Annotated in this window: 23 protein-coding genes; 14 read left to right on the forward strand and 9 right to left on the reverse strand. The window is 58.6% G+C overall.

The window, feature by feature from the left end:
- Positions 1 to 241 precede the first annotated feature (241 nt).
- Positions 242 to 460 (forward strand): hypothetical protein, encoded by a 219-nt coding sequence (locus tag NKJ57_RS05610; RefSeq protein ID WP_352511219.1) that lies wholly within the window; start codon positions 242 to 244, stop codon positions 458 to 460.
- A 559-nt stretch (positions 461 to 1,019) separates the two neighbouring features.
- On the opposite strand, the gene NKJ57_RS05615 is transcribed toward NKJ57_RS05610, so the two are convergent.
- Positions 1,020 to 1,379 (reverse strand): hypothetical protein, encoded by a 360-nt coding sequence (locus NKJ57_RS05615; protein WP_352511220.1) that lies wholly within the window; start codon positions 1,377 to 1,379, stop codon positions 1,020 to 1,022.
- Between the two features lie 217 nt (positions 1,380 to 1,596).
- Positions 1,597 to 1,782: a hypothetical protein gene (locus tag NKJ57_RS05620; RefSeq protein WP_352511221.1), complete on the reverse strand. Its 186-nt coding sequence runs from the start codon at positions 1,780 to 1,782 to the stop codon at positions 1,597 to 1,599.
- Between the two features lie 1,325 nt (positions 1,783 to 3,107).
- Between NKJ57_RS05620 and NKJ57_RS05625 the strand changes: the two genes are divergently transcribed.
- From NKJ57_RS05625 to NKJ57_RS05650, 6 genes are all read left to right on the forward strand, one after another.
- Positions 3,108 to 3,689: a PDDEXK family nuclease gene (locus tag NKJ57_RS05625; protein WP_352511223.1), complete on the forward strand. Its 582-nt coding sequence runs from the start codon at positions 3,108 to 3,110 to the stop codon at positions 3,687 to 3,689.
- A gap of 66 nt (positions 3,690 to 3,755) precedes the next feature.
- A complete protein-coding gene (locus NKJ57_RS05630) occupies positions 3,756 to 6,002 on the forward strand; it encodes a TnsB C-terminal domain-containing protein (RefSeq protein WP_352511400.1) in 2,247 nt (748 codons plus the stop codon).
- Positions 5,999 to 7,075: an ATP-binding protein gene (locus NKJ57_RS05635; protein WP_352511224.1), complete on the forward strand. Its 1,077-nt coding sequence runs from the start codon at positions 5,999 to 6,001 to the stop codon at positions 7,073 to 7,075. Before NKJ57_RS05630 ends, NKJ57_RS05635 begins: the two co-directional genes overlap by 4 nt.
- Positions 7,076 to 7,077: 2 nt before the next feature.
- Positions 7,078 to 9,099 (forward strand): TniQ family protein, encoded by a 2,022-nt coding sequence (locus tag NKJ57_RS05640; RefSeq protein WP_352511225.1) that lies wholly within the window; start codon positions 7,078 to 7,080, stop codon positions 9,097 to 9,099.
- A 205-nt stretch (positions 9,100 to 9,304) separates the two neighbouring features.
- Positions 9,305 to 10,150 carry a hypothetical protein gene (locus NKJ57_RS05645; protein ID WP_352511227.1) on the forward strand — a complete coding sequence of 282 codons (846 nt, stop codon included), beginning with the start codon at positions 9,305 to 9,307 and terminating at the stop codon, positions 10,148 to 10,150.
- A gap of 233 nt (positions 10,151 to 10,383) precedes the next feature.
- Positions 10,384 to 10,686, forward strand: a complete 303-nt coding sequence (locus NKJ57_RS05650) for a hypothetical protein (protein WP_352511229.1) — start codon at positions 10,384 to 10,386, stop codon at positions 10,684 to 10,686.
- Here the strand turns inward: NKJ57_RS05650 and NKJ57_RS05655 are convergent.
- Entirely contained in the window at positions 10,644 to 11,009 is a 366-nt protein-coding gene (locus NKJ57_RS05655) for a hypothetical protein (protein ID WP_352511231.1), read from the reverse strand. The genes NKJ57_RS05650 and NKJ57_RS05655 overlap by 43 nt on opposite strands.
- A 558-nt stretch (positions 11,010 to 11,567) precedes the next feature.
- Between NKJ57_RS05655 and NKJ57_RS05660 the strand changes: the two genes are divergently transcribed.
- The 6 genes from NKJ57_RS05660 (at position 11,568) to NKJ57_RS05685 (ending at position 18,441) form a co-directional block, all read left to right on the forward strand.
- On the forward strand, positions 11,568 to 12,326 hold the full coding sequence (locus NKJ57_RS05660; protein WP_352511232.1) for a DUF3800 domain-containing protein: 759 nt from the start codon (positions 11,568 to 11,570) through the stop codon (positions 12,324 to 12,326).
- 344 nt (positions 12,327 to 12,670) lie between these two features.
- Positions 12,671 to 13,231, forward strand: coding sequence for a hypothetical protein (locus tag NKJ57_RS05665; RefSeq protein ID WP_352511234.1), 561 nt, complete (start codon positions 12,671 to 12,673; stop codon positions 13,229 to 13,231).
- A gap of 550 nt (positions 13,232 to 13,781) precedes the next feature.
- Positions 13,782 to 15,161 carry a hypothetical protein gene (locus tag NKJ57_RS05670; protein WP_352511235.1) on the forward strand — a complete coding sequence of 460 codons (1,380 nt, stop codon included), beginning with the start codon at positions 13,782 to 13,784 and terminating at the stop codon, positions 15,159 to 15,161.
- Between the two features lie 217 nt (positions 15,162 to 15,378).
- Entirely contained in the window at positions 15,379 to 15,762 is a 384-nt protein-coding gene (locus NKJ57_RS05675; protein WP_352511237.1) for a hypothetical protein, read from the forward strand.
- 1,283 nt (positions 15,763 to 17,045) lie between these two features.
- On the forward strand, positions 17,046 to 17,759 hold the full coding sequence (locus tag NKJ57_RS05680) for an ImmA/IrrE family metallo-endopeptidase (RefSeq protein WP_352444732.1): 714 nt from the start codon (positions 17,046 to 17,048) through the stop codon (positions 17,757 to 17,759).
- Positions 17,760 to 18,234: 475 nt separating this feature from the next.
- On the forward strand, positions 18,235 to 18,441 hold the full coding sequence (locus NKJ57_RS05685; protein ID WP_023816570.1) for a type II toxin-antitoxin system HicB family antitoxin: 207 nt from the start codon (positions 18,235 to 18,237) through the stop codon (positions 18,439 to 18,441).
- Positions 18,442 to 18,470: 29 nt separating this feature from the next.
- On the opposite strand, the gene NKJ57_RS05690 is transcribed toward NKJ57_RS05685, so the two are convergent.
- From NKJ57_RS05690 to NKJ57_RS05700, 3 genes are read right to left on the reverse strand one after another with little or no spacing between them, the layout of a single operon-like run.
- Positions 18,471 to 19,076 (reverse strand): hypothetical protein, encoded by a 606-nt coding sequence (locus tag NKJ57_RS05690; RefSeq protein WP_352511239.1) that lies wholly within the window; start codon positions 19,074 to 19,076, stop codon positions 18,471 to 18,473.
- A gap of 4 nt (positions 19,077 to 19,080) precedes the next feature.
- Positions 19,081 to 19,602 carry a hypothetical protein gene (locus NKJ57_RS05695; RefSeq protein WP_352511241.1) on the reverse strand — a complete coding sequence of 174 codons (522 nt, stop codon included), beginning with the start codon at positions 19,600 to 19,602 and terminating at the stop codon, positions 19,081 to 19,083.
- A gap of 27 nt (positions 19,603 to 19,629) precedes the next feature.
- Positions 19,630 to 20,601, reverse strand: a complete 972-nt coding sequence (locus tag NKJ57_RS05700; RefSeq protein ID WP_352511243.1) for a DUF3592 domain-containing protein — start codon at positions 20,599 to 20,601, stop codon at positions 19,630 to 19,632.
- Between the two features lie 163 nt (positions 20,602 to 20,764).
- Here NKJ57_RS05700 and NKJ57_RS05705 point away from each other — a divergent pair, with 163 nt between their 5' ends.
- Positions 20,765 to 21,706, forward strand: a complete 942-nt coding sequence (locus tag NKJ57_RS05705) for a phosphoribosylaminoimidazolesuccinocarboxamide synthase (protein WP_023739359.1) — start codon at positions 20,765 to 20,767, stop codon at positions 21,704 to 21,706.
- Positions 21,707 to 21,726: 20 nt separating this feature from the next.
- Here the strand turns inward: NKJ57_RS05705 and NKJ57_RS05710 are convergent, their stop codons facing one another.
- The 3 genes from NKJ57_RS05710 to NKJ57_RS05720 are packed head-to-tail and all read right to left on the reverse strand — an operon-like array spanning position 21,727 to position 23,418.
- Entirely contained in the window at positions 21,727 to 22,611 is an 885-nt protein-coding gene (locus tag NKJ57_RS05710) for a DMT family transporter (RefSeq protein ID WP_023739360.1), read from the reverse strand.
- Positions 22,608 to 23,216: a class I SAM-dependent DNA methyltransferase gene (locus tag NKJ57_RS05715; protein ID WP_352511245.1), complete on the reverse strand. Its 609-nt coding sequence runs from the start codon at positions 23,214 to 23,216 to the stop codon at positions 22,608 to 22,610. Before NKJ57_RS05715 ends, NKJ57_RS05710 begins: the two co-directional genes overlap by 4 nt.
- 28 nt (positions 23,217 to 23,244) lie before the next feature.
- Positions 23,245 to 23,418: a hypothetical protein gene (locus NKJ57_RS05720; protein ID WP_198022463.1), complete on the reverse strand. Its 174-nt coding sequence runs from the start codon at positions 23,416 to 23,418 to the stop codon at positions 23,245 to 23,247.
- Between the last annotated feature and the right edge of the window lie 79 nt (positions 23,419 to 23,497).

Consider the following 23,497-nt stretch of genomic DNA (forward strand, 5'->3'; position numbering starts at 1 on the left):
GCGGACACCCGTGAATTCGTCGATAACTGAATGGCAGAGGGGGGGCCGTGGGTGACGAGCGCCAGTGCAATACCCATTCCCAGCAAGATCGGATCGGAGCGCTGCCAGACAGCCTGGCAGCGCCCATCCGGAATCAAGCGTATGCAGGTACCGGAGGTGCGGAATCCGACGGCCAGCGCTTGCGTCCAGAAGACCAACACCACACCATGGAAGAAGGATTCAGCTTGGAGGCAAGACGGCCATGCAGGTAGTGAAACGTCCTCGGCGATCCTGCGCTAAGGAAGCCAGGTCCCTGATCGAGCATTGGCGGGCATCCTCCTGGCACAGCCGGTCAGTGGACCGCACCGCTACCACGGTGGAAATCAGCATCCAGCGCATCGCGAATTTGAACAATCAAGTTGGCGGCAGAAACGACATCGATCAGGTAACGATGCCAAGCGCCGCCAACCAAGAATTCTAGGACAGCCGCGTCTGTCGTTCGACCTAATCGCCAGTTTTCGCGATGTGTAACCCCAGCGCGGTTGAGCTTGCGCCGACATCCAGCACCGGCAACCATTCAGATAGGCTTGTGCCAACGCTGGAAGGAAATGTGATGAGCGGTGCTGACCTAGGGGCCGGAAATCAAGACCGTTCGGCAAACAAAGGACGCGCAGGCTGTGACGCGGTCGTTGGTCAATTGGTCGAGAGACAGCCAAGCTGGCGAGAGAAGGCTCTGCAGGTCCCTCTTTCTGATGACATTATCAGTTCCATAGTGTTCGCGGCTGAGTGCGGGAGGCTTGGCAGTCTCAGGGGAATGCTCCGTCGCTACAAGCCAATGCTGGAACACCGGGAGAACCCGCCGTCTGCCGCCGAGTTCGTCGAGGCGGCTCGCTCGCTTTTGGAACGATGGGAAGTCGCCGAGGCAAGACACGGAACAGGGTCCGTTATGAGCCTCGAACATCCACATGTTCAACGTTTGATCGTCAATAACGGCCCAGTGAAGTTCGTGACCGCGGACGAGATCGCGAATGCCGAGCGGTTCAGGGAGACCCCGGATCACGCACTGACCGTGCAGCTTCCGGAATCCCTTCTAAAGTTTCGCGAGCGTTATCCAAGCCGATGAGGTCGAGGAACACGGCGTTGCCCGACAAATCGAAGATCGAAAACCGAAGTCCGCCAAGGTCTTCGATTTCCACTCGACGGCCGTTTGGAATCGAGCGAATGAGGCTGGTTGCCGCGTCGATCAGATCGTGGAAGTCCTCGTCGTGCGCCAGTTCTTCCATCATGTCGTCGAAGCCGCCCCGGCCAATCGCGGACAGTGGTTTCCCGCTGCGAGTCCTAGCGTAGACGACGATCTCGCCATCCGCGTCGAATGTTACTGAAATCCGCCGCTCCGCCATTCAGGATTCCTGCTGTCGTGTCAGGCTGCTGTATCTGCGGATTCGTGGTCTGAAACAACAGGAAGAGTTCGAATTCTAGATCAATCCCTTGCACTCTCTGCTTGGGCGGGATTCCACTGAGATTCGCTCTTGGCCTCATGACACCGGAGGTTGTGCTTTGAAGGCCGCCCTGAGCATGGTGCAAATTCATGTGGCGATGGCCGCCCGGAATCGAGACTTATGTGGCGACGGTTTGAACACCATTGGCGACCGCTAGATAAACATCAACGATTTCAATGGGGGTGAGTCGAGGCTTATGTGGCAACGAACACCCTTCGGGGGCGAAGCCGCTCTCCTCGCTGCCGTCGTCAAGCTTGACGTGGAAGAACAACTTTCCTTGCCGAGCTTCAATTAGAATGTTCAATTCACGCTTCCTATGACATAAAGTGGCCTACCGAGAAACAGTAAACATTTCGCGACGAAAGCCGAATTTTCGCTGGGAAAGCTTACTTGTGATGTCGCATACGCCCTGCCTTAGGCCTTCGGCAATCCGAAAAATCCCCGTCAACTATCCCAGTTAGTTCGCCAGCGAACCAGTCTCCACTTTGACTGCAAGTCGGTATCATTTGCCATTTGCCCCACCTCTCGCGGCACCCTGACCAAGAAGACAAGGATTTCGATATCGCGATCGAAGAAGTTCGGATCCTATCGAATTTGATGAGTTTTCCTAACCATATCTCAATCCTTTGCCGTCAAAACGCCGCTCCCGGCACCAAGCCTGCCGGAAAAAAGGAACCGAATTCCATGATGAAATTCATATCGATAGTTGGGCAGGACGGCCGTAAAGCCAGAACTTAAGCCATCGGTATGATTCATGCCGATGGCTGACATCGGCTTCGGTTCGCCCTTCCCCAGCTAGCCTGTTTATCTAGCCAGGAAGGATCGTAGTCATGAGTAAACAGCTCGCCTCTAAACATTTTTCTCCCAACGGACAGATGATCTGCCGCTGGCTGAGCAGGCGGCACCCGCTGCCGTATCGCGATGTTTGCTCAACGCGTTGGCCGCCCCGGCGGACGGTCGCCAGGTCCGCCGGATCCTCTGACCCATCGGCGTAACCTTCTCCAAGATTTTCTTTTGACACGCTCCGCTTTGACGCCGTATTCGCCGCTCCGGTTGCGGGCCCTTAATGGACACGCGCTCAAGCGACCATTCGAGAGGACAATTTCATGTTCGCGAAGAACATATCGATAGCACTGCGGGAAGTCCGCAAAGCACAGAACTGAAGCCCCCGGCATGTTCCGCCGGATTTCAAGCCCGGCTTTTCGGCCCTCCCCTTGATCGATGGATGACGTGGCGGTTTCCCGCGACGGCTTGCGTGAACGTTTCCATGACCGGAAGGTCGGGTCTGGTTCCGCCTGCTGTCGGAATCCTTCCCGTCGCCTGCGGTCGGCTCATCAATGCGTACGTCGCCTGTTGGCGGGGCGCTCCGATTGTCGCAAGGGAAACGAAAATGCGCTGCCATAACCTCCTGCTCGCCGAAGCCTTGAAGACATCCTTCCACGGATTCAGCTTCCGTTCCGACGCGCTCGCCAACCATCAGGTGGCCGAGGTCCGCAGCTCGTCCGGGGGCTGGTCTATACCGATGCCGCTACACGTGACTGGGGCCGGGATGCCTCTGCGGTAGACGTCGAGGACAGCGTAGCCAACCGTGTGCCGCGACCGAGGAAGCGCGGCTCCAAGGTAGGCGCCGTGGTCGATCCGTTCCGCCGCAGGACCATTCGGTTCGACAGCGGCCTGGAAGAGTCCGTACTTGTAGTCCTCGTCACCCTGCCCCAAACCCTGGAGATCCGCGAACAGCAGAAAGCGGAGTACATCCAACACGGCGAGAAGCGAAGGCACTACTTCGACTTCGTCCAGCGAACGGCATCAGGCAGGATCGCCTACGCCGTCAAGTACAAGGAGGACGTGGATGACGACCTCCGAGAAACGCTCCGGCTTGTCTCTGAACAACAGGGTGATCGGTTCGCCGACGAGTTCCGGATCCTGACCGAGAAAGACCTGACACTGACGCAGATCGAGAACGCCAGGGAAATCCTGGCGTATGCGTCCGACTTCGACTTCGAAGGCCAGGCGCTCGTGACCGCTGCGCTGCAAGGGCTTCCCGCGCGGGTCCTGCTCGCCGACGTCGTCCGCGTGACAGGCTTGGGTGAACGCGGGCGACGCGCCGCTGTGGCCTTGGTCCAGAAAGGACTCCTGAAGGTTCCGGCGAACGTCCGGCTGGCCGACAACGCGCTCCTCGTCAATCTCGCGGCACGCGAAGTGCTCCGTTAATTCAATCCTTACGGGAACCCAATAAAGGCGAAGGAAAACAAGATAATGGGGGCGTGCGTGAAACTGATGAACCCGGCGGTGTTGGCGGGAGGCTACGAAAGACCTCACCTATTTGGCCGCCACGACAGGCTCGTCATCGACAGTCAGTCCTTCAGGGTCGAGCGCAAGGTCAAGGACTCGCACGTACTGCAGCCCGTGACCGGCGACCTGATCGCCGAGGACTTCTTCGTCGTAAAGACGGACAAAGAGATCAACGGCCTGATCCGTTCGAAGCGCATTCGCATCGACGAAGGCTATTATTCTAAGGCCCTCGGCATCCTGCGGGTACGGTTCGACGACTCCGACCTCAGCGATCTTTCGGAAGCGGATCTCAGGACCGTCGCCTGGAAGAAGGAGTGGTGCGTTCGTTTCTTGGACGCCGCGGCAAACGTCGAAGGGCATTGGCGACCTCGCCGCACGATCGATGATTGCGCGCGTTTCATTGAGGAGAACGCGGACCGCATGGATCGCTGGTACCTCGACACATTCGGAGAGCGACGGCGGCCCGGCCGGCGACTCCCAGGCGAAGTGCGGAAGGCATTCGATTACCCAAGCCCTCCCTCCCTAAAGAAATGGATGGCAAAGTTCATTGCGGGGCACTGCCGCATGGACAGCTTCCGTCCGCGCTACTCGAACTGCGGAAACCGGGATCAACTCGACCCCCGCGCCGCCGCGGTGATTGCCGTTGAAGTCCAAAAGTTTGCCAGCATCCTGAAGCCCAAGATGGCGGACATCTGCCAGAACGTTGAGCTGGCCTTCCACGAAATCAACAAAAGGCTTCCGCCGCAACAGCATGTCTACGCCAGCGACAACGCCATTCGCCGCAGGATTCATGCGCTCGACCCCTTTATGGTCGACGCCGGCCGTGAGGACAGCGACTACGCTCTTCGGAAATACACACCGGTCGGCAAGGGGCTTTTGGTCACCACGGCGTTGGGCCGGGTCGAAATGGACGACTGGGAAGTCGACCTCCATGCGCTCATTGAGCGCTCCGCTATCTGGAAGGTCTTGAAGCCCGAGCAGCGAAAGCTTGTGCCCCGCGTCCGGATGGCCTTTACGGCGGGAATCTGCTGCGCGTCCCGCGCCATCGTCGGGTTCAACCTTTCCATCAACAGTCCCTCGACTGCCACGACGAAGCCGGCGCTCAGGTCGGTAATGGTCGACAAGACCGAATTGGCGGCTGCGGCGGGCGCAAAGGCCTCTTGGCATATGCATGGCCGCCCCACCTATGTGGCGACTGACGGAGGACCGGCGTACGGCAGCGAATTCGATGACGCAGCGATGCGCGCTAACGTCAGTCGTGTGATCCCAGAGCAAGACCCCCGCATGCGCGGCACGGTCGAAGCCTTTTTCCGCTACATGAAGCGCCTTTGCCGCTACTTCGCCGGACGAGCGTTCGCGAACGTTGTCGAACGGGGAGACTATCCGGCGGAACAGCTCGCGGCGCTGACGGTCGGAGAATTCTACAAGACCCTCATCGTGTTCATCGTCGACTATTACCATCTCCGCCCCCACCGTGGCCTCGAGGGCCGGACGCCGTACGGCAAGTGGATGGAGCTTGAAAAGGCTGGCCTGCCGCCTGCCCCATCCAAGCAGCAACTGGCCGTTGCCTTCGGGCTGCGGCGCAAGGATCGCAGCATCAGCAAGCACGGCGTCGAGTTTCTGGGGATTTCATACAACTCGCTGGAACTCGCTCATCTCTATGCTCTCTTGGGCCAGAAGAAGGTCGACGTCATCATCGAACCTGAGGACCTGGGCGGCGTATACGTCCGGATTCCCAAGCAGTTCAGGGGTCGGATCAAAGGAGTCCCCGAAGACCAGCACTTCCTCACGGTTCCCAGCGTGGACGGCACAGGCAACGGGAAGACGCTTGCTGAAACGCTCCTGGCGAAGCAGGCGGTGCGCGAGTTCGTCAAAGCCGAGCAGGCAGCAGGGCGAACGATCCGCATCGATGCCCATCGGCACTTCCTTGATCTGGCCGAAAACGTCCGCAAGAGGGCCGCCATCGCGACCCACGAAATCACGGAAAAGACGCTGGATCTGATCGAAGCTCGGATCGTGTTCTCCGGCAGGGCAGGACTTGGGTCTGTTGAACATGCGGCCGAGGAACCCGAGGGCGACGGTTTGGGTACAATCGTCGCGCTCTCGACGCGACGCCGTGTCGATACCGGGCAGAAGTCCCTCCCGTCTCCGGAATCGCCCCACGAAGAAAGTTCACCAAAGCCGAAGCCGTTCGGCGGAAGCATGAACCTTTACGACGGAGACGACGAATGACGCGTCAACTTGCCGATCAGGGGCTCCGTGCAGATCACGAGCGTGCCGACGGTACGCCCGTGACGGACTGGAACGATGCCATGTCCGACGACGACTTTCTCGATACGATCGAGAGCCGCCTGAGCGAGAAGGACAAACGCGTCAAGCAGATGCTGGAACGCGCGAAGAGCGTTTACGTGCGCTGCGGACGGGACGACGTCGCCAAAAAGACTCTCTCCCGCTTTGTCGCGATGATGCTGGCGAAGAAAAACAATCGGAGAGACGACGGCCGCATCCTGTTCGTCACCGGCGAAAGCGGCGCGGGAAAAACTACCTTGGTGGAGCGCATGCTTGAGGAAAACCTCACGCTGGCCCCGATCAAGAAGTCGTATGGCACCATCGAACCCGTGATTTCCCTTACGCTGATGGGACCTTCGACCCTCAAGTTCCTAGGGCTGAATATCCTGCGGAAGGCAGGTTACAAGATCACCCGCAAGTACGAGCAAGGCGAGGTATGGGACATCCTCCCCGAGCAGCTCCACCTGCGGAAGGTTCTTGTCATTCATATCGACGAAACGCAGCACCTGCTGAAGCTGACCGAATCCGACAAGGAGCGGGACTCCGTCAGGAAGGCGCTCAAGGGCGTCATGAACTACACGCCGTGGCCTGTCAGCCTCATCATGTCCGGCATGCCAAGCATCACCTCCCTCGCGAAGCTTGACGAGCAGATCGAGCGGCGCGCACGACACCTGCACCTTCCGGATGTCGTTCTTCCAGCGGAGCGCATCCTCATCCTCAATGTCGTGGCCGCTATGTGCGAAGCGGCCGGGCTGAACCCCAGCAAGGTGCTGGAAAGCGACCTCCCGGACCGTATCGCGCATGCGGCCAGGTATCGGTACGGACGGATCGCTCAGGTGATCCTCGCCGCGATTGAGCAAGCGGCGTCGAAAAACGCTGCCGCTCTGACGCGCGACCATTTCGCCCTAGCCTACATCGAACATTCACAGGCCCGCGGCCATGACGAAATGAACCCCTTCCTTGTAGACGACTGGATTCGATTGGAGCCCGGCCTATTCATGATCGAGGACCACTGATCATGAGAACGAACGGGCGGATTCTCGAACCGCTTGCGTTTGCCTATCCGCTCGAGGATCAGGAACCGGCGGCGGGCTTCGCGTCCCGCCTGGCGGTCCTGAATGGCCGTTCGCTGAAGGATCTCCTCCGCGACATGAGCATCCATCAGCGGAGCCTCGACAAGGGTGTCCCGTCGGCAGTGCGAGACATCGCCACGCTTGGACGGGCAGACCCGGATACCCTGCTGAGGTTTACGCCTATTCCCAAGGGCGGCAGATTCTACGAGGTAGCCGACGAGACAGTCGTCCGGCTTGCGGTCAACCGGACGTATTTCCGGTTCTGTGCCCGCTGCGCGCGGGAGGACATGGACCGCTATGACGGTCCGTCGTCCAGTAGACCGTGGCTCCGCCTTCAATGGACCCTGTCTCATTTTCGGTCCTGCGATCGCCACAATGTCCTTCTTACCGCGACGAACCCCATCCGAACGCCCTTCGCTCCATTCGATTTCAGCGGCACGATGCATGGGCTGATTCCGAGCCTTCACCAGATTGCTGACGCGGCGATCCCTGCGCCCGCCTCCCCTTTCCAGACATGGCTTCAGAAACGGATCCGCGGTGTGCGGTCGCAGGAGAACTGGCTGGACGACCTCCCGCTGTACGTGGCGGCCCCGTTCTGCGAGGCTCTCGGCGTTTCCTCGCTGCACGAGCCCAAGGTCAAGGTCGCGCAGTTCACCGCCTCCGACTGGGCCGCGGCCGCCGATGAAGGATTCCGTATTGCCAGCGTCGGTGAGGAATCCCTTCGCACGTTTCTCGGAAGGCTCAACGACGCGCAGTCTTCGACGCGCGGTTTCTGGGGTCCACGGGACACCTACGGTTATGCATACGGCCTGCTCCAAAAGACGGTGGACGACCCGGCATACGCCAAACTGCGCGACGCCGTGCGCCACTTCGCCCTGGCGACCATGCCGATCGAACCCGGGACCGACGTGCTCGGAGAGCCAGCGGGCGACCGCAAGGTCCACACGGTTCGCACCGCGGCCCGGGACTCCGGCGTGCATGCCCTCACCATCCGTCGGCTATTCAAGCGGATGGGCATCGACGGCGCGGGAGAGCGATCCGGGGTCATGGACCATCGCATCCTCGCCACGTCCGGCGACGTCCATCGAGTCGTTTCCGAGCTCAAGGATGCGATCACCGCTCCGGAGGTCGAGAAGCTTCTCGGCGTTCCCCGCCTACACCTGAAGGCATTGGTCGCCGGCGGGCACCTTTCTGCATTGGCAGATACAGGCTCTCGAAGGAATGCGAAGCGACGTTTCTCAACAGAAGCAGTCGAAGAGCTTCGGACCCACCTTTTCGACGGCGCTTGCGAGATTTTAAAGCCAACCGAGCGTCAGGTCGATGTTATCGGCGCGCGGCGTGCGTCCTCCTGCAGCATTCCAGACCTTCTCGACATGGTCTTCACGGGGAAGCTGAGTTGGAAAGGCAGGCTAGTTGGCAGGACGGACTACATGGCACTGCTGCTGGACGCCGACGAGATGACGCGGATCGTGCGTTCTCGCGAGACGCGCACAAACTTTACCAAAGCGGAGGCCGAGGCGTTCCTTCCCGGTACGCATGAGCGTGTCGTCAACAGGTTGATCGAGGCAGGCCACCTTACCCTCGTCGAAGAATTCAGTCCCGACGCAAGGCGGATGATCCCGGTCGTTTCACGGGAGAGCGCAGAGGCATTCAGGACGCGCTTCGTTTCGCTTGGCGAGCTCTGCCAGAAGACGTTGATGCATCACAAGCAGGTCCGTGCGCTTCTCAGGCTGGCCGGAATCGCGCCGACCCTGCTCCCGGAAACGGTCGGAGCGTTCTTCTATAACAGGCAGTTGGTCGAATGCTTTGAGGCCGAAGGCGCGAATGCCTGGGCCTACGACAAGGCATCAGTTCAGAAAATGATCAGGAAGCAGAAAGCGGAAGTGCGGCGGGCCGCTCCTTCTGCAGTTGCGCCCAGAAAAACAGACCCTCCGGCCGACGCGACGTCAGGTCCGCGGGTTTCCTGATGCTCACCGCAACGCACAACCGTAAGTGACAGACAGAGACGGCAGGAATACGCAATTAAAAGGACAATGTAGGAAACAGTTCACCATGCGGCGTTGCCATTGACGGCGTTGCATACGAGTACGGTGAGGAAGCTGGCGATCTGGTTGTTGTGGAGCGAAAGAACGCCGGATATGGTCGCAATGACGAACCAACGGAGAATGATGCTTGAACGGCGTTGTAGAGGCTGAAAACAAAGGGGGGCTGGCACCCGTAGGTCCAACCCCCATGTCTGTGTCCACCGGGGATTTGACTGCTAGTGCAGAAATGGAACCCGACAGCGCATGCGAAACTTATAAGGTAGCTGATCACTTTCTGCAAGGCCCAAATTCCGTGCCTATCGCAGCCTTGGAGAAACTGAAGAAAACCATATCGCCTGCCCGTATGAAGCGCTACCTCGATTTGGCCGATGGCGACCTGCGACTAGCGGTACGCTTGCATACGTGGAATGCTGCGGTCGCTGGTTCGCTTCTGCCAACGTTGCACATCGCAGAGATCACGATTCGGAACGTCGCGATGAGAAGGCTCGCGAGCAAATATGGCAGGCAATGGTACCGTAGCACCGATCTCCTCGATTATCGGTTGGGAAAGTCGAACCTTGCCCAGCAGTTGACGGACGCCTATCAGAGCGAAATCGATAAGGGACGCCGAGGCGACCTATCCGACTACATCACCAGCGAACTGACTTTCGGTTTCTGGGTGAACGTTTTCACGAGGAAATTCCACCCGCATCTATGGAGAGCCGAACTCCACACAATATTGGCGGGGTTCCCGAAAGAGAAGAATATCGATCACCTTCACGATGGAGTGGAGTTCGTCCGCACGTTCAGAAATAACGTAGCCCACCACAAGGACCTGATATGCAAGCCGGTGGTGGAGAACTACGAGAAAACATTGGACGTCATCGGAATGCTATGCGCCAAGACGCAAGATGCAGCAGGCAAGACTTCGGCATTTCGCCGCGTCTGGGCATGCGCCCCCATACCTCATGATCGGCTCGCAATCCAGAATTAGCTTGAGTTTTGCGCAAGCAACGAGGTTTGCACGCGCGTGGAAATTTCGCCAGCTCCTTTCTAAAACGCTGCCGTCCGATGGATCTCCAGTTTGAAACAAGGTGGCCGCTCATCTGGAGCGGATTCATGCGGATCAAGGAGTTTCGAAATCGGATCGCCCACTACGCCGAACGTTCCAGCTCGCCGATATCCAGCACGTATGCTTGACATCAGCAGTGAATCCGTGAGTGCCGAATGTGGCCGGATCGCGCTAACCAGCGGACTGCAAGGATTCGAAAGCTGGTCGCTACCGAAAGCGAAGCTAGTGGAAGGAGCAAGACTTTGTCAGGGAACCATTCCGACGACATCGCCCCGGAGATCGAAGAAGGTCCGGTCGACAGCAACGGCGATGGCGAAATCGTTGAACAACGGAAGGGCGGAGAGCATGTCGCCTACGTGGTCATTCCGGCGAAGACCGGGAAACGACACACCGTGGTTGGTGACTTGGGAGACGCTCATAAGGCGCTCGGAGTGTTGAATTCCGGCAAGGACGAGTGAGCGCAGGCATATGCCTCTGCATTGCGGATGATATCCGAATTTAACAGCCCTTTTGCACGCAAGTCCACGAAGACCGGATCGTCGAGCTTCAGGAGGGCGCCCTCGCCCCATTCCGCCTCGATGGCCTGCCACTTCTTTGTGACTTCCTGCCATCGTGCGTACTTCGCCCTGACGTCCTTCGACGCCGAGGTCGCCAAGTCCGAGAAGTTCCCCTTCAAGACGTTGGCCATCATTCTGACACTGCCGGACCGCTCGAGCCCGGCGAGGACACTAAGCTTTTCATCCTCGGTCAGCCTGCAGAAATACCGTGGCTCGTTTTCCATCGCGCAACCTTTCTGTTCTCGATGCAGAAAGGGTCAGGCGCCAGGTTGCTGACGTCAACCGCAGCACGCCTCATATCCCGCTCCCTTTGGCTCGCCCGGAAGCCGAAGCAAGCTGACACCATAGTAAGAGATGAGGCGCGATTCCATGAGGGGGCGCGTTACGCTTCCATGTCGCTCCGGCAGTTCCACTCGCCCGTTCCCGATCCGGCAATCTCAGCCGACCGTTCCATAGTCGTGACGAAGCGCAATAAAATTGAGGTCTCTGGCTTCTGCTCCAAACGAGCCCAGGCGGCATAGTCAACGTCGCGAGACGGTAAGGGCGACTCCCGGGCATTGCTCTGTGGTACGTGCCCCGAATCCGAAACCCCAAAGAGCGATACGCAAAACAATCTGTAAACCCGAATGGATGTAGTTCTCGCAAAGCTCAGTGTCGACAGCAATTGTGGTGGAAAGAAATACTGTGAACGACGACCAGCCTCACCTGACTTTTTTCATGGACGATTTCGGAACTCGTACCATGTGCAAACCGGGTGACGCCCTGCCTATGACGCCCTGCCTATGGAGTCTCATATCTTCAGCTTTGGCCTCGGCGGGATAATCGTTCCTTCGGAGGCGGTCCAGGCGCTGTCTGATGCCACAATTCGGTTCTGCAAGCGCTGGGGTGTACCGGAGCTGCACGGAAATAAGATTCGATCCGGAAAGGGCAAGTTCGGTTTCCTGAAACAGGACGAGGGACGGAGGAACCTCTTCTTCGAAGAGCTGGAAGCTCTGATCATCGATGATCGTATTACGGCCCATGCATGCGTGATCTGCCGCCCGGGCTATCGAGACAGGTACTATGAGAAGCACGCTGAAGGATCACGATGGCAGATGAGCCGGACGGCCTTCGACATCTCCGTCGAGCGTGCGGCGAAGTACGCGAGGCTCGCTGGCCGGAAACTCTCTATTGCTTATGAACGATCAGGCGCGGTCGAGGATCGCCTCATCGAAAATTATTTCGAGGGACTTCTCAAAAAAGGAACTGGCTTTGATGCAACAAACTCATCGAAGCATACGCCTCTCACGAAAGATGAGCTGGCAGAGACGCTTCTGACCATTTGGCCAGACGGGAAAAGCAATCCCATGCTGCAATTGGCTGACCTTGTGCTTCACCCCCTCGGTCACCGTCCAACCGGCTTGAAAAACCGAGCGCACGACCGATTGTCAGAAGCAGGACAAATTATCGATTTGAGGAGCAACGGCGACGAGACGATCGCGGTCAAGTACTCCTGCTACGATGATCCATACAAGGAATGGGTGAACCCTAGAAACACATAAGGGACCCGAAGGTCCCTTATGGCGGTCAGCGTAAAGCCAGACCCCGTGGCAAAGCCATGAACATGTTATAGGGCGGTGCTTCCGGCTTTTCAAGCGCTTTTTTAGATCATCAGAACAGTGAGCCGGCCTTCAAAAGCTGCACGCTGCTCCGATTCCCGTTGTGGCTTTTGCTGCCAGGCGAGCTTGAGCTTCTTCCAACGCTGGACGGGGGCTTCCGAGGCCAAAATGCAGCTAATGCTGATCTTGGAGGGCCGAAAAGCCCTTGAAGTCCCCCCGGGGCAGCCAAGCTTTGAAGCTTGCATCGCGCCGCGCAATCTTCTCCCGAGATATCGAGGAGATGAAGGATGCGACGCAGGAAAAACATGAGCCGCCCTACCGGCGCTGATGCTTACTTGGGCATTCCCGCGACAGTTTTCCATGAGAACTGGATCCGACGCACTCCGAACTACGTCGTCCACTTCCAGCGCAACCCTTTCTACGATCCGGCGCTGCCGCCCTTCTGGGAACTGACGGTTGGAAACTCAAGGTACTCGTACCGAGTCATCTTATGCCTCCCTGCCGGCGAGCTCGAAACTGCTATGCGGAGCCTTCCGGTACCATCGGCCGAAAGGCATGGCGTTGACTTCATGCGCGCATACAAGGAGGTGATCCTTCCTGAAGACATAAGGCGGCTCAGCGGCGAGACGATAATGGCGATCCTCATCTACAAGGTGAAGTTCGCGCCGCCGGGATCACCATACAAACAGGGGCGGTACTACAACGACGCCGACCTTAGTCGTCCAATCACCCAAACCGAGGCGGACGTCGCCGCCAACGACAGGCGCAACGAGGCTCTGTTGAAGGCAGTTGAAGTCGAGATAGCCTCCCGGCAAACTCGCTGTCACAGCGCGAGGATGTCTCCGTAAAGCTCCGCCAAGGACCGGGTCCGTCACTCAGGCCGCTCTGAGCAGAACCAGCTGGATTGTGGATCGAACAGTCCTGCCGTAATCACTCCAATCTCTTTCCCGATATCCGACCGCGCTTTCTCCCACAGCCTTCTCGGCAGGGCCTCCGAACCATTCCGTGAAACTTCGCTGCCTGGAAATTCTCGACGAAATCTGAGATGGGCGTTCCGCGACCTGCCAAAGGACCGCTGCCGCTTCTTCCGGCGTCGTGTTCAGGGCTGTCACGCCGACTTCGTACGCCAAGCATTCGAGGCGCGCAGAAACCAGCGCGAAGGCAAGGACGGCATCAAATGGACCAGCCGAACACATCGTTTCGATCGCGCCCCGCCTCCTGTGCGATCACTTTGCGACGAGCCGGCGCACGGCAGCTACGGCACGCACGTTCTCAAGCCTCAGGTGATCGAGCAGATCCAATCCTTCCCGAGATTTCGTAAAAGGACTATTGATCGATTGACTCGCTTTCAAATTGTGCTGCATCCCTCGATTGTGCGCAGGCTGAAGGAGGAAAGCGGTGGGGATCAGCTTCGATGGGAGAATGCGGATCGCCGGTTACAGACCTGCGGTTTTCAAGCAAGCGCTGCAGAGCTTTGAGAGGACCGGATCGCCAGGAAACGTAATCGATCTCAAATCGGTATTCCCGTTGCGTCGGGACGGCGCGATCGTGTTTGAAGAATGCCTTGACCGAGGGCTAATCGACCAAGAGACGCTTAAGCTTACCGACAGCGGCGAAGCCATCGCGCGTGCGAAAGCGAAGCGACGGACACCTTATTCCCAGGCACAGACACAGCTCGATGAATTCCTCGACCGCGTCAACGCTCTCAATCAAGATCCCGATGCGGTCAATTTTGTCGAAGAAGTTTGGCTGTTCGGCAGCCTCCTGAGGGAGCAGGACAGCGTTGGCGATATTGATCTGGCATTGAAGAAGGCGCGACGGCCCAGATATGCTGGCGATTACGACGGCATGTTGCGCCACATCGATAGGCTTTTGTCCAGGATTAGCGACGCTCCGAGCCACTGGGAGCGTCGCTGGTCGAAGGAAGGTTGGATGACGGACCGCGTTCTCTTCGGATCTCGCCGGCATCCTCTTCTTAGCGGTGTCCAAGAGAGCACCATGAATCTCATCGCTTTGGCAGTACCGTGCCGACTGATCTACGACCGTAAGCGTGGCGGAAGGGTCAATGATCCTATGCTGCATCGACATCCAGAGGCAGGCGAGCGCGACAGCGAGATTAAGGCTCCTGCAGAGATGCCCGATTTGGCGCCAGGACCAATCAGGCCTATGGATGCGCGCTGGGTCGCCGATTATCGGAAATGGGGCAACGTTTCACCGTATGACATTTTTCGGGGTTGGACGGATGATGCGCATAAGCTGTTCCCGCACTATCCTGAAGGACTGCGTGTTGCAGGAGACGATTTTCGTCGGCACAGCGAGTTTTGGGTACCGAAGCGTCTGGGGGCGACAGGACTTGATGGACGAAGCGCCGTCGGGTTGATGAATAGGACACAATGGTGGGGGACCAGCATCGTGCTTTGTCGAAGGATTGAAACCACCGCAAAATTGTGGACACTGGATGCCAGTTTCAGCGACCTTGAACTCTACCGAAGCCGTAAGCGGCTCGAACTTATGACCTTGCCTGACTTAGCGTCTGTCACGGCGCTAATCCTTGCGGTGGATGCCGAACGAATGCTCCGGCGCGCTGCAGACTCGTTAGCGCCCCCATCGATCGAAATCAGGATCGCAGGCGTTACCGACAACCGGGACTTTCAATCTCACTTTGTTGAGCCCCTGCATAACCTGCTGAAAACCCGAGCAGTTCGTGTCGAGCCCCCTGGTTGGGAAGACCGGTCCGTTCAAGTCAATCTGCAATTAGCGGGACTGGCAAAAGCCTAGGCAGCGATGAGAGCAGGCCGAGAGGCGATCAAGAACGGAGCCAGGTACGGGCTGGCCAGCAAATGAAGCGTCTTGTTGGCGTTGGAGCCGATAACGGCGGACGGCTCCTTTCGGCAAACTCTTGCAGCCGCGAGGACATAGCGAGGATTTGGCGGGTCGATTTCCAGAACCGCATCGGCGAACCGTTCGAAGCCTTAGGACAGCAATCGCGCGTTTGGTGTCGACCCGCTTCGGCAAGACGATGCGCGGACTCTACACCGCGACGAGCACGATAACGAAACCGCAATGTTTCAAGGGTTACGGGTTGCCGACGCATAAGTCCTTAGAAGGGAGCTTGAGTATGCCTGTGGAACATCCTGAACATAACAAAGAAAACGAGAAACCCGGCCATATCAGCCAGTACGAGGAACGCCTGGTCGATATGAGCCAAGACGGCGAGATCTACCTTCAGCTGAAACTAACGGAGGACGGAAAGGCGCCGGACGAAAGCGAAGGAACCTTTATTGTGATTCCGGCTAGCACCGGGGTGCGGCACACAGTGGTCGGCACCCAAATTCGCGCCTACAACGAGCTTGCTGAATTGAACTCAGCCGGCGGATGAGCTGCGGCATACGCTTCCGCATTCCGGACGCGGACGGGATTCATTTGCCCTCGTGCTCGCATGTCGACGAAGACTGGATCGTTAAGATTCAGGAGAGCCCCCTCGCCCCATTCCGCCTCGATGGCCAGTCCATTCCGGGCAACCTCCTGCCATCTCGCGTATCTCGCCCTGACCTCTTCGGACTGCGAAGCCGCCAAGTCGGCGTAACTTGTCCCGAGGAGCCGATTCAGGGTGCGAACGCTTCCGGACAACTCGAGCCCGGCGAGAACCTCAAGCTTCTCTGCTTCGCTCGTCACGTAGATTTTCCGGCTTCCATCTTCCATGACCGTGGCTCCTCTTGTTTGAACCCAACCAAGGTCAGGCGCCAATTGGCAAACGTCAACGGCTCATCTCGTAGGCCTATTCCCCCCGAGGGATCTTCCAACTCAGGCCCGGAGGCACGCTCTCCAATCGGTGTTGAAGAGCTCGATGCTGAGGATAAACGTTCGGAATCTGCCCTGATCTCGCTGTCACCGTCGGTTCGTGACCGTCTTCATAGCGTCAAGGTAGTCCGTCGGCGCGGGTCATCCGCCTAGTCCTCTGCTGGTCTCTTCCCGCCAAGACCCCGGTTGGCAGTGCCGCCGTCGTCCCGCGCGCCACTCTGCTCAGGGGCATCGCGGGCTCGCCAGCAGTCAGACTGTGGTCTCAGCGCCATCTCCCGCGGTGACGGGTTGCCCAGCTCCTCTTGGGCGCGATCTGGATGCTAACGGGAGAGCGGCCTCGGCCATCGCCCAGGCGCAAATACCTCGTCCCGCACGAGATAGACTTGATCTTGATGCCAGAAACGGGGCCAGAAAACCCTTGTCAGGCACATCAGGATACAACTTTGCGTCTGGCAGGTACCTAACTTTGGGTGTGGAATATATTCCCAATTAAAATGCCTGCAATTTCAATTAGATCTGAAGGGGCCTGGATACAACTTTGGCTCTCGCACCAACCGAAATGGCTACAACAAAAGTTGTGGCGTCGAATGACCACTACCAGCTTACGCCCTTTGGACAGCAATGTACCGAAGGGCGTACAGCCATGACAATGACCCGACCTGAAATGGCAAAACTGGTAAATACAAGTCCCCGCGATATTTCTCTTATGGAGAGTGGCCAAAAGATACCCCCTGCGCACTATGTCGTGCTGGCGATGGGAGTTCTCGGCTTAGATCTCGAAGAGGTTGAAGCAGCACTTGCGGCCCAAGACCCGACTTACAGGCTTACGCGCGTTTCGCAGCCACGATACGGTGATGTGCGATGAAAAACGTCTATGTCGCCAAAGGAGCCTCTCTCCACCAAATCAATCGTTTGGCAGAGACAATTCGGACGTCCGCGTTTGGGCCTGGCGAAGGAGAACTGGATATAATTCGATATCTGGAAATCGATTTACCTAAGATTTTTCCGGGGCTTTATCTCTTCATAGAAGACGATGTAACGATGGGCTCGCGGCGCGCCTTCATTTCTGAAGACCCGCTGGGGATCGTTGTATCCGAGAGCATCTATGAGGCCGCCGCAAATAAGTCGGCGTTCGCTATGGAAGTTCTCCTCCATGAGGTTGGGCACCTGTTTCTACATCACAGGTATGCGGCGCTTGGCCTGAATAACGCTGACGCAGTATATAGCGACAGCGTCAGAAATACCCCCCTACCTAATAGCGCCGAATGGCAAGCAACAGCTTTTGCTCTTTGCTTCCTTTATCCGTATTCCTTTTGCAAAAAATATAAATCAGCAAACGAAATTCGGAAGTCATATAAATTGACTGAGAAGCAGGCCATTAGAATTAGTCGACACTTGAGTCGGCTTAAAGTACGAAAAAATGAAACCGTTGCGTCCAACGATGGCAATTGGATCAAAGCTGTAATTTCCGAACTCCCAAAAAGAGCTTCGTTGGAACGGACTCCGGACCCCCTCGGTCAACTCTCGTTATTTTTTAACGGCAAGCAATCACAGCGCGGCGCACTCAACGCATAGATATTTACGCCGCATGGACGGCATCCGCCGCTGCTGCGCGGCTATAGGGCAATACTGCTCCAGATACCAAACCCCTCTGCAGGAACGCCTGCGAGTGCCGCATGCAGAGTGACGGGATATTCCTAAATTAGCTGCGAGAAACTAAATCGTTACGTGCAAGACAGATTGCCTTGCACGTAAGACCCTTGTAGAACAAAGCAGCAACGCAAATAAAGGTCATAAAATGGCTAAGACACCGAAGACAGAACGCAATTCAGGGAAGATATGGCAACCGGCAGAGATTAAGCAGCTTAAGGTTTTGGCGAAAGATAACACCCCTACACGCATTATCGGCCTAAAGCTTGGCCGTACACCGGGAGCGGTGCAATCGAAGGCTTCTGAGGAAGGGGTGTCCCTAAAGCCCACAAACCAGTCTCCATACAATCGAAGAAAGGCCTGAGTAGGCTGATCGATCAAACCGATCTGTGAGTGGTCAATGCGTTACGCGGTAGTGATCGAAAAAACAGGAAACAATTTCTCTGCCTATGTGCCGGACTTACCCGGCTGCATCGCGACCGGTGCGACCGTGCCAGAAGTGGAAACCGAAGTTCGCGACGCTATACGCTTTCACATCGAAGGCTTGCGTGCCGATGGGCTGGACGTGCCGAAAGGCGTCAGCCTCGCGGAATACGTCGAAGCATAAGACAGATCCTGCGATCAGGATCTCAGCACCTACCCCGCCGACACCACCCGCAGCGTCTGCTCATCAAACAACGGCTCGTCCTGCCCCGCCCGTACGAACAGCACCTTCCGCCCCGCCGGTACCTCGAAGTACTGGATGCCGTCGGGCATTTCGCCCCAGTCGCCGCAGGGTGGTTCGGGAACGTCATCACTCACCACCGCTTTCAGCTCTTTGGCATAGGCAGCATCAGGGCTGAATGTGTAGCGTTTGACGCCGGCGGGCACGGTGCCTTCGGTGTAGGGTACCAGCACGCAGCGGGCGCTGACTGATTTGTCGGTCTTGTCCAATAGCAGGCGCAGCACCGCAGGCTCGGCGGTTTCGCCTGCCTTAATATCGAATACCTCGACCAGTGGATCGGGCGCGCCGCCATCGCTGTATTTGATGGCGAGCGCATTGCCGGCGAACTCGAAATGGATCTGGCGGAAGCCGAAATCGCAGCGCTGCGCCCAAGCGGCCAGCCCAACCGTCTTGTCGGCCATTTTTTCCCAGACGCATTTGTCGATCGGCGGGCGCGACGGCGACGGCTCGTCCGCATATGCAGCGGCTGATATCGCCGCGGCGGCAAACAGCACGCAAATCCAGACAATTGATCTCATGGCGTTATTCATCGCTGCATCCTGTCAATGTGAAGGCGTCCCACGCCGAGCCGTCCGGATTGGCATTGGCGAAATCGGCAAATTCGGTGAAGCCCGCGCCGAAATCGGGCAGCAACAGCCCTTTCGGCGCCGGTGTCGCTTCGCGCGAATTCAGCTGCTCGGCGCCGCCTCCGGTCAACGCATAGACCTGGCCCATCCATATCCGGCACATCCCGCTGCCGTCCTCCAGCCCCGCTTCGCGGTCGTCGTCGGTGCAGGCATGGCGGATGGTGCCGAGCGGAAACGAATTTTTGCCATTGGTCCAGGTGATGTCGGCCGGCAAGCGCGTGTCGGTGTTGGGGACGGTCACCGAAAACACTTCGACCGTCAGTGCCGCCGGTTCATTGTCGAGCGGGCGGAATTGCAACACCGCGCCCGAACGCGGCTCGCGATAGGTGGCGTGGCTTAGCAGACACTCTCTTGCGCTCGCTGCCTGCACGGCGCCGAGCAGAGCCAGGCAAACGACGGCCAGCCTGCGAACGATCATTGGATGTCTCGTCATAAAAGTGGCGCCTCAGATAAAACCGACCAGCCAAGCCGCGCCGCCCAAAAACGCGGCCGAACAGACCCACAGCAGCCAAAGCCCGCGCACCCTGCATTCCAGCACTGCCGAGGCGGGGTTGGCTGGGTCGTAATGCACGTCGACCTTGCCGCCCTCGGCATAGCTGCGCCCTTGGCCGCTGACGAGGCCGGGCATTGAAGCGGTGACCGTGGCGCCGAAGGTGACGCGGTCTGAGGTGTAGTGCTGGCCTGCGACGCCGTAGCTGTACACGATGCGGGATTTGAAAACGGTGCTCCAGCGTCGGTGGCCCCTGTAGTTTCGTAGCGCCTGCAGACCGGAGGAATCGATGCGGCCGGGCGCGACCGGCCATTTTGCCGCCTGCTCGGCAAGCGACTTCTGGACGAAGGCCATGCGCAGGATCATCAGGCCCATGAACAGCAGCAGCGCTCCGGCGCCGAGGTTCTGCGGCTTGGGCAGGTGCGGCCGGATCGCCTCCAGCACGCCACCGAGCGAAAACACCAACACCACCGTGCCGATCACCAGCCAGGCCGAGAGCTTGACCATGAACTTGAAGGCGCCGTCCGGCAGGGTGCGTTCGATCACGGCCTTGCCCGGATTGGCCGGATTGTAGAAGACGGTCACTTCAGCGCCGGTGGGAAACTGCGCCAGGGTTTCGGTGACTTCGAAATTCCCCAGATTCTCCTTCACGCTGTAGCGCGAGCTTTGATATTTCTTTTTACCGACCTTGTATTCGAAGGTGATCGCCGGAAAATTGCGCATCTCGGTGGTGTCGCTGCTGTCCGAGCCGACGCCCGACCTTCTGACTTCACGCGCCTCGACGCGCGACGAGATGATCTTGCCCGTCGCCGGCAGCCAGTGGCTCATCGCCTGCACCTCGCGCCATTTGACGAAGGTGATGAACGACAGACCGCCCGCGATCGCGCAGGCAAATCCGACAATCAGAAATTTGAGCTCTACGTCCACCGCGTCCCCCAGGAGTGCCGGAAGCTGCAAATAGATAGCACGGCGAAGGCAATGTCTTGATTATTCGCAAAGGACGAACCGCCCTTCCTCGGGTATCGAAGCCCCCTCAACTTTGTTAAGAGTCGCCCAAACTGTTAGGAGCCATGAGACCAGGATGACAGCACTGCGCGTTCTCTCGGATGCCTTCATTCCGGAACTCCCGAACCACTACAAAGGCAAGGTCCGCGAGAATTACGATCTGCCGGATGGCCGCCGCATCATCATCGCCACCGACCGGCTGAGCGCCTTCGATGTGATCCTGACCGCAATACCGCTCAAGGGAGAGCTGCTGACGCAGACGGCGCGCTACTGGTTCGAGGAAACGGCGGACATCTGCCCCAACCATGTGCTCGATTATCCCGACCCCAATGTCGTCGTCGGCACCAGGCTCGACATTCTGCCGGTGGAAATCGTCGTTCGCGACTATCTCGCCGGCACCACCAGCACTTCGGTGCTGACGAAATACAAGAACGGCGAACGCGATATGTACGGCATCCGCCTGCCGGACGGACTGCGCGACAATGAGAAGCTGCCGCAGGCCATCATCACGCCGACCAGCAAGGCGCTCGATGGCGGTCATGACGAGCCCTTGACGCGCGACGAGATCCTGACGCGCGGCCTGTTATCGGAAGAGCAATGGGACACAGTCTCGCGCTATGCGCTGGCGCTGTTTGCGCGCGGCAAAGCGTTGGCCGCCAAGCGGGGCCTGATCCTGGTCGACACCAAATACGAGTTCGGCACGGACAAGGATGGCGCCATCATCCTTGCCGATGAAATCCATACGCCCGACTCAAGCCGCTACTGGCTTGCGGCAAGCTATGAAGAGCGTTTCAAGGCGGGCGAGCGGCCGCAAAGTTTCGACAAGGACTTTATTCGCGCCTGGGTGACCGCGCGCTGCGATCCCTACAAGGATCGTATTCCGAAAATCCCCGCCGAGCTCATCGAGCAGACATCGCGGGTTTACACGCAGGCCTTTGAGACCATCACCGGCAAGACCTTCACCGCCGATATCTCGGGAAAGACGGTGCTGGACCGCATTCGCGAGAACCTGCGACCTTATTTCTGACGGCGGCTGGCGGCCGCCGGTCAACTTGCCGAGGTCGCGGACGCGGACGGTTCTGGCGGAGCGCGCCACGTGCCGAGATATGATCCGCACAGGATGAGCGCGAAGGCCGCGACAATGCCGATATCGAGCGGCTCCGAAAGGACGAGCACGCCGGCTGCCACGGAGACGGCGGGCGCCACATAGGTTATGACGACCGCCCGTTCGGGGCCGATCTCCCGCACCAGCAGGAAATAGGTGGCGAAGGCGATCGCCGTGCAAAACACGCCAAGACCGAGGATTGCGCCAACCACCGTTGTCGACGGCATGGCCGCCGGCCAGGCCAACGCCGCCGGCACGGCGTAGATCAGCGCGGCCCCTGCCAGACAGACTGCCGTCAGCGAGGTTGCCGGCACATCGTTCAGCCAGCGCGACGCGATGATCGAACCCGAGGCATAGCAGGCCGCGGCCATGAGAATCTCGACGACCGCGAGAAATCCGCCACCCAAGGTCGGCAGCGCCAGCACGAAGACACCGGCAAAACCGAGGAAAAGACCGGTCCAGCGGCGTATCCCCAGCCGCTCATCCGAGCCCATCAGCTTTGAGAGCGCGACGGTTACGGCCGGCGTCATGGCAATCAGCAGTCCGGCGGTGGAACTGTCGATGCTGACTTCGCCATGGGTGATCAGCCCCCATGGCAGGATCATCTCGACCAGACAGAATGCGGCGACCGCCCGCCAATGTGTCTTCAGCCATCCGAAACTGCGCTGGACAAGGACGAAGGGCAGCAGCGCGAGCGCGCCGACGGCTGTTCGGGCAAAGACCAGGAAGGGCACCGACACCTCGGCAACCGCCAGCTTGATCAACAAATAGGGAATGCCCCACAGGAGGCTGAGCAGCACGAACAAAAACAGTCCGCGGCGCGTCATGACGGCCTCAAAGCCAGAAAGGTGGTCCACTCTTCGCGATCGCGGCCGACGTTGAATTCGTCTCCGACAAGGACCAGCCCGGCGTTTTCGAGGCGGGCCGCGAAGTCGTCCCTGCGCCAGTAGACCGTATGATATTCGCCGCTCTTCTCGCCATCGCCAATGCGCATCGAGACGAGGAAGGCGCCGCCCGGCCGCAGCGCCCCGGCAATCTTGGCAAGCACCTGGTCGGCCTGCTCGCGCGGCACGTGGATCAGGACGCACAATGCGAGCACCGCGTCATAGGGGCCGCCGAGATCGTCGGTGACGAGATCGAGAAACTCACCCTGCTTGCCGCGTGCGGCCTGCAACTCGAGAAACCGCTTCGTTGCGTCTGTGCGCCGAACCTGGACACCGAGCCCTTCGACGAAGTCCGCATCGTATCCGGGTCCCGAACCGACTTCCAGAATCCGGCCACCTTTGCCGGCGATCTTCACCAGGCGCTTCAGCCATTTCTGTTCTCTTTGGTTCGGAACGTGCCGCACCAGAGCGTCGTAGCGTTCGGCATAGTCCTCATAGGCGTTGATCGTTTGTCGGCTCTTCGCCAGATCCTCGGATAACACAGTCATCTTTCCCTCCCCTGGTCAAAGAGCTTGCTTAGCCAATGGTGCCGGGAGGCACGCGTCCGTCAAGCATACCGATATCCCTGAGGAAATGATCCGACAGCGAGCGGCGGTCGAGCAGGCCGTGCTTGCGAGGCCTGAACGGCGCGGTGAAGAGGTCGAGCACCGGGCGGCGAAGCGTGTTGTAGAGAGCGATGGTGGTGGTCATTGCCGTATCCTCCAGGGTTTGATCCAATGAATGCAGCATGCCGTTTTCCGGGCTTGGTTTCCAATCGAACGTCGCGTAG

It is taken from the genome of Mesorhizobium sp. M0077, assembly GCF_040322955.1.
Classification (GTDB): domain Bacteria; phylum Pseudomonadota; class Alphaproteobacteria; order Rhizobiales; family Rhizobiaceae; genus Mesorhizobium.

Bases quoted from the DNA above. Each gene is read 5' to 3' on its own strand.
- NKJ57_RS05630 (WP_352511400.1), top strand. From the start codon at position 3,756: ATGAACCCGGCGGTGTTGGCGGGAGGCTACGAAAGACCTCACCTATTT.
- NKJ57_RS05660 (WP_352511232.1), top strand. From the start codon at position 11,568: ATGGAGTCTCATATCTTCAGCTTTGGCCTCGGCGGGATAATCGTTCCT.
- NKJ57_RS05680 (WP_352444732.1), top strand. From the start codon at position 17,046: ATGAAAAACGTCTATGTCGCCAAAGGAGCCTCTCTCCACCAAATCAAT.
- NKJ57_RS05695 (WP_352511241.1), bottom strand. From the start codon at position 19,602: ATGATCGTTCGCAGGCTGGCCGTCGTTTGCCTGGCTCTGCTCGGCGCC.
- NKJ57_RS05720 (WP_198022463.1), bottom strand. From the start codon at position 23,418: ATGACCACCACCATCGCTCTCTACAACACGCTTCGCCGCCCGGTGCTC.
- NKJ57_RS05685 (WP_023816570.1), top strand. From the start codon at position 18,235: ATGCGTTACGCGGTAGTGATCGAAAAAACAGGAAACAATTTCTCTGCC.
- NKJ57_RS05635 (WP_352511224.1), top strand. From the start codon at position 5,999: ATGACGCGTCAACTTGCCGATCAGGGGCTCCGTGCAGATCACGAGCGT.
- NKJ57_RS05655 (WP_352511231.1), bottom strand. From the start codon at position 11,009: ATGGAAAACGAGCCACGGTATTTCTGCAGGCTGACCGAGGATGAAAAG.
- NKJ57_RS05640 (WP_352511225.1), top strand. From the start codon at position 7,078: ATGAGAACGAACGGGCGGATTCTCGAACCGCTTGCGTTTGCCTATCCG.
- NKJ57_RS05710 (WP_023739360.1), bottom strand. From the start codon at position 22,611: ATGACGCGCCGCGGACTGTTTTTGTTCGTGCTGCTCAGCCTCCTGTGG.
- NKJ57_RS05615 (WP_352511220.1), bottom strand. From the start codon at position 1,379: ATGGCGGAGCGGCGGATTTCAGTAACATTCGACGCGGATGGCGAGATC.
- NKJ57_RS05715 (WP_352511245.1), bottom strand. From the start codon at position 23,216: ATGACTGTGTTATCCGAGGATCTGGCGAAGAGCCGACAAACGATCAAC.
- NKJ57_RS05610 (WP_352511219.1), top strand. From the start codon at position 242: ATGCAGGTAGTGAAACGTCCTCGGCGATCCTGCGCTAAGGAAGCCAGG.
- NKJ57_RS05650 (WP_352511229.1), top strand. From the start codon at position 10,384: ATGTGGCCGGATCGCGCTAACCAGCGGACTGCAAGGATTCGAAAGCTG.
- NKJ57_RS05690 (WP_352511239.1), bottom strand. From the start codon at position 19,076: ATGAGATCAATTGTCTGGATTTGCGTGCTGTTTGCCGCCGCGGCGATA.
- NKJ57_RS05665 (WP_352511234.1), top strand. From the start codon at position 12,671: ATGCGACGCAGGAAAAACATGAGCCGCCCTACCGGCGCTGATGCTTAC.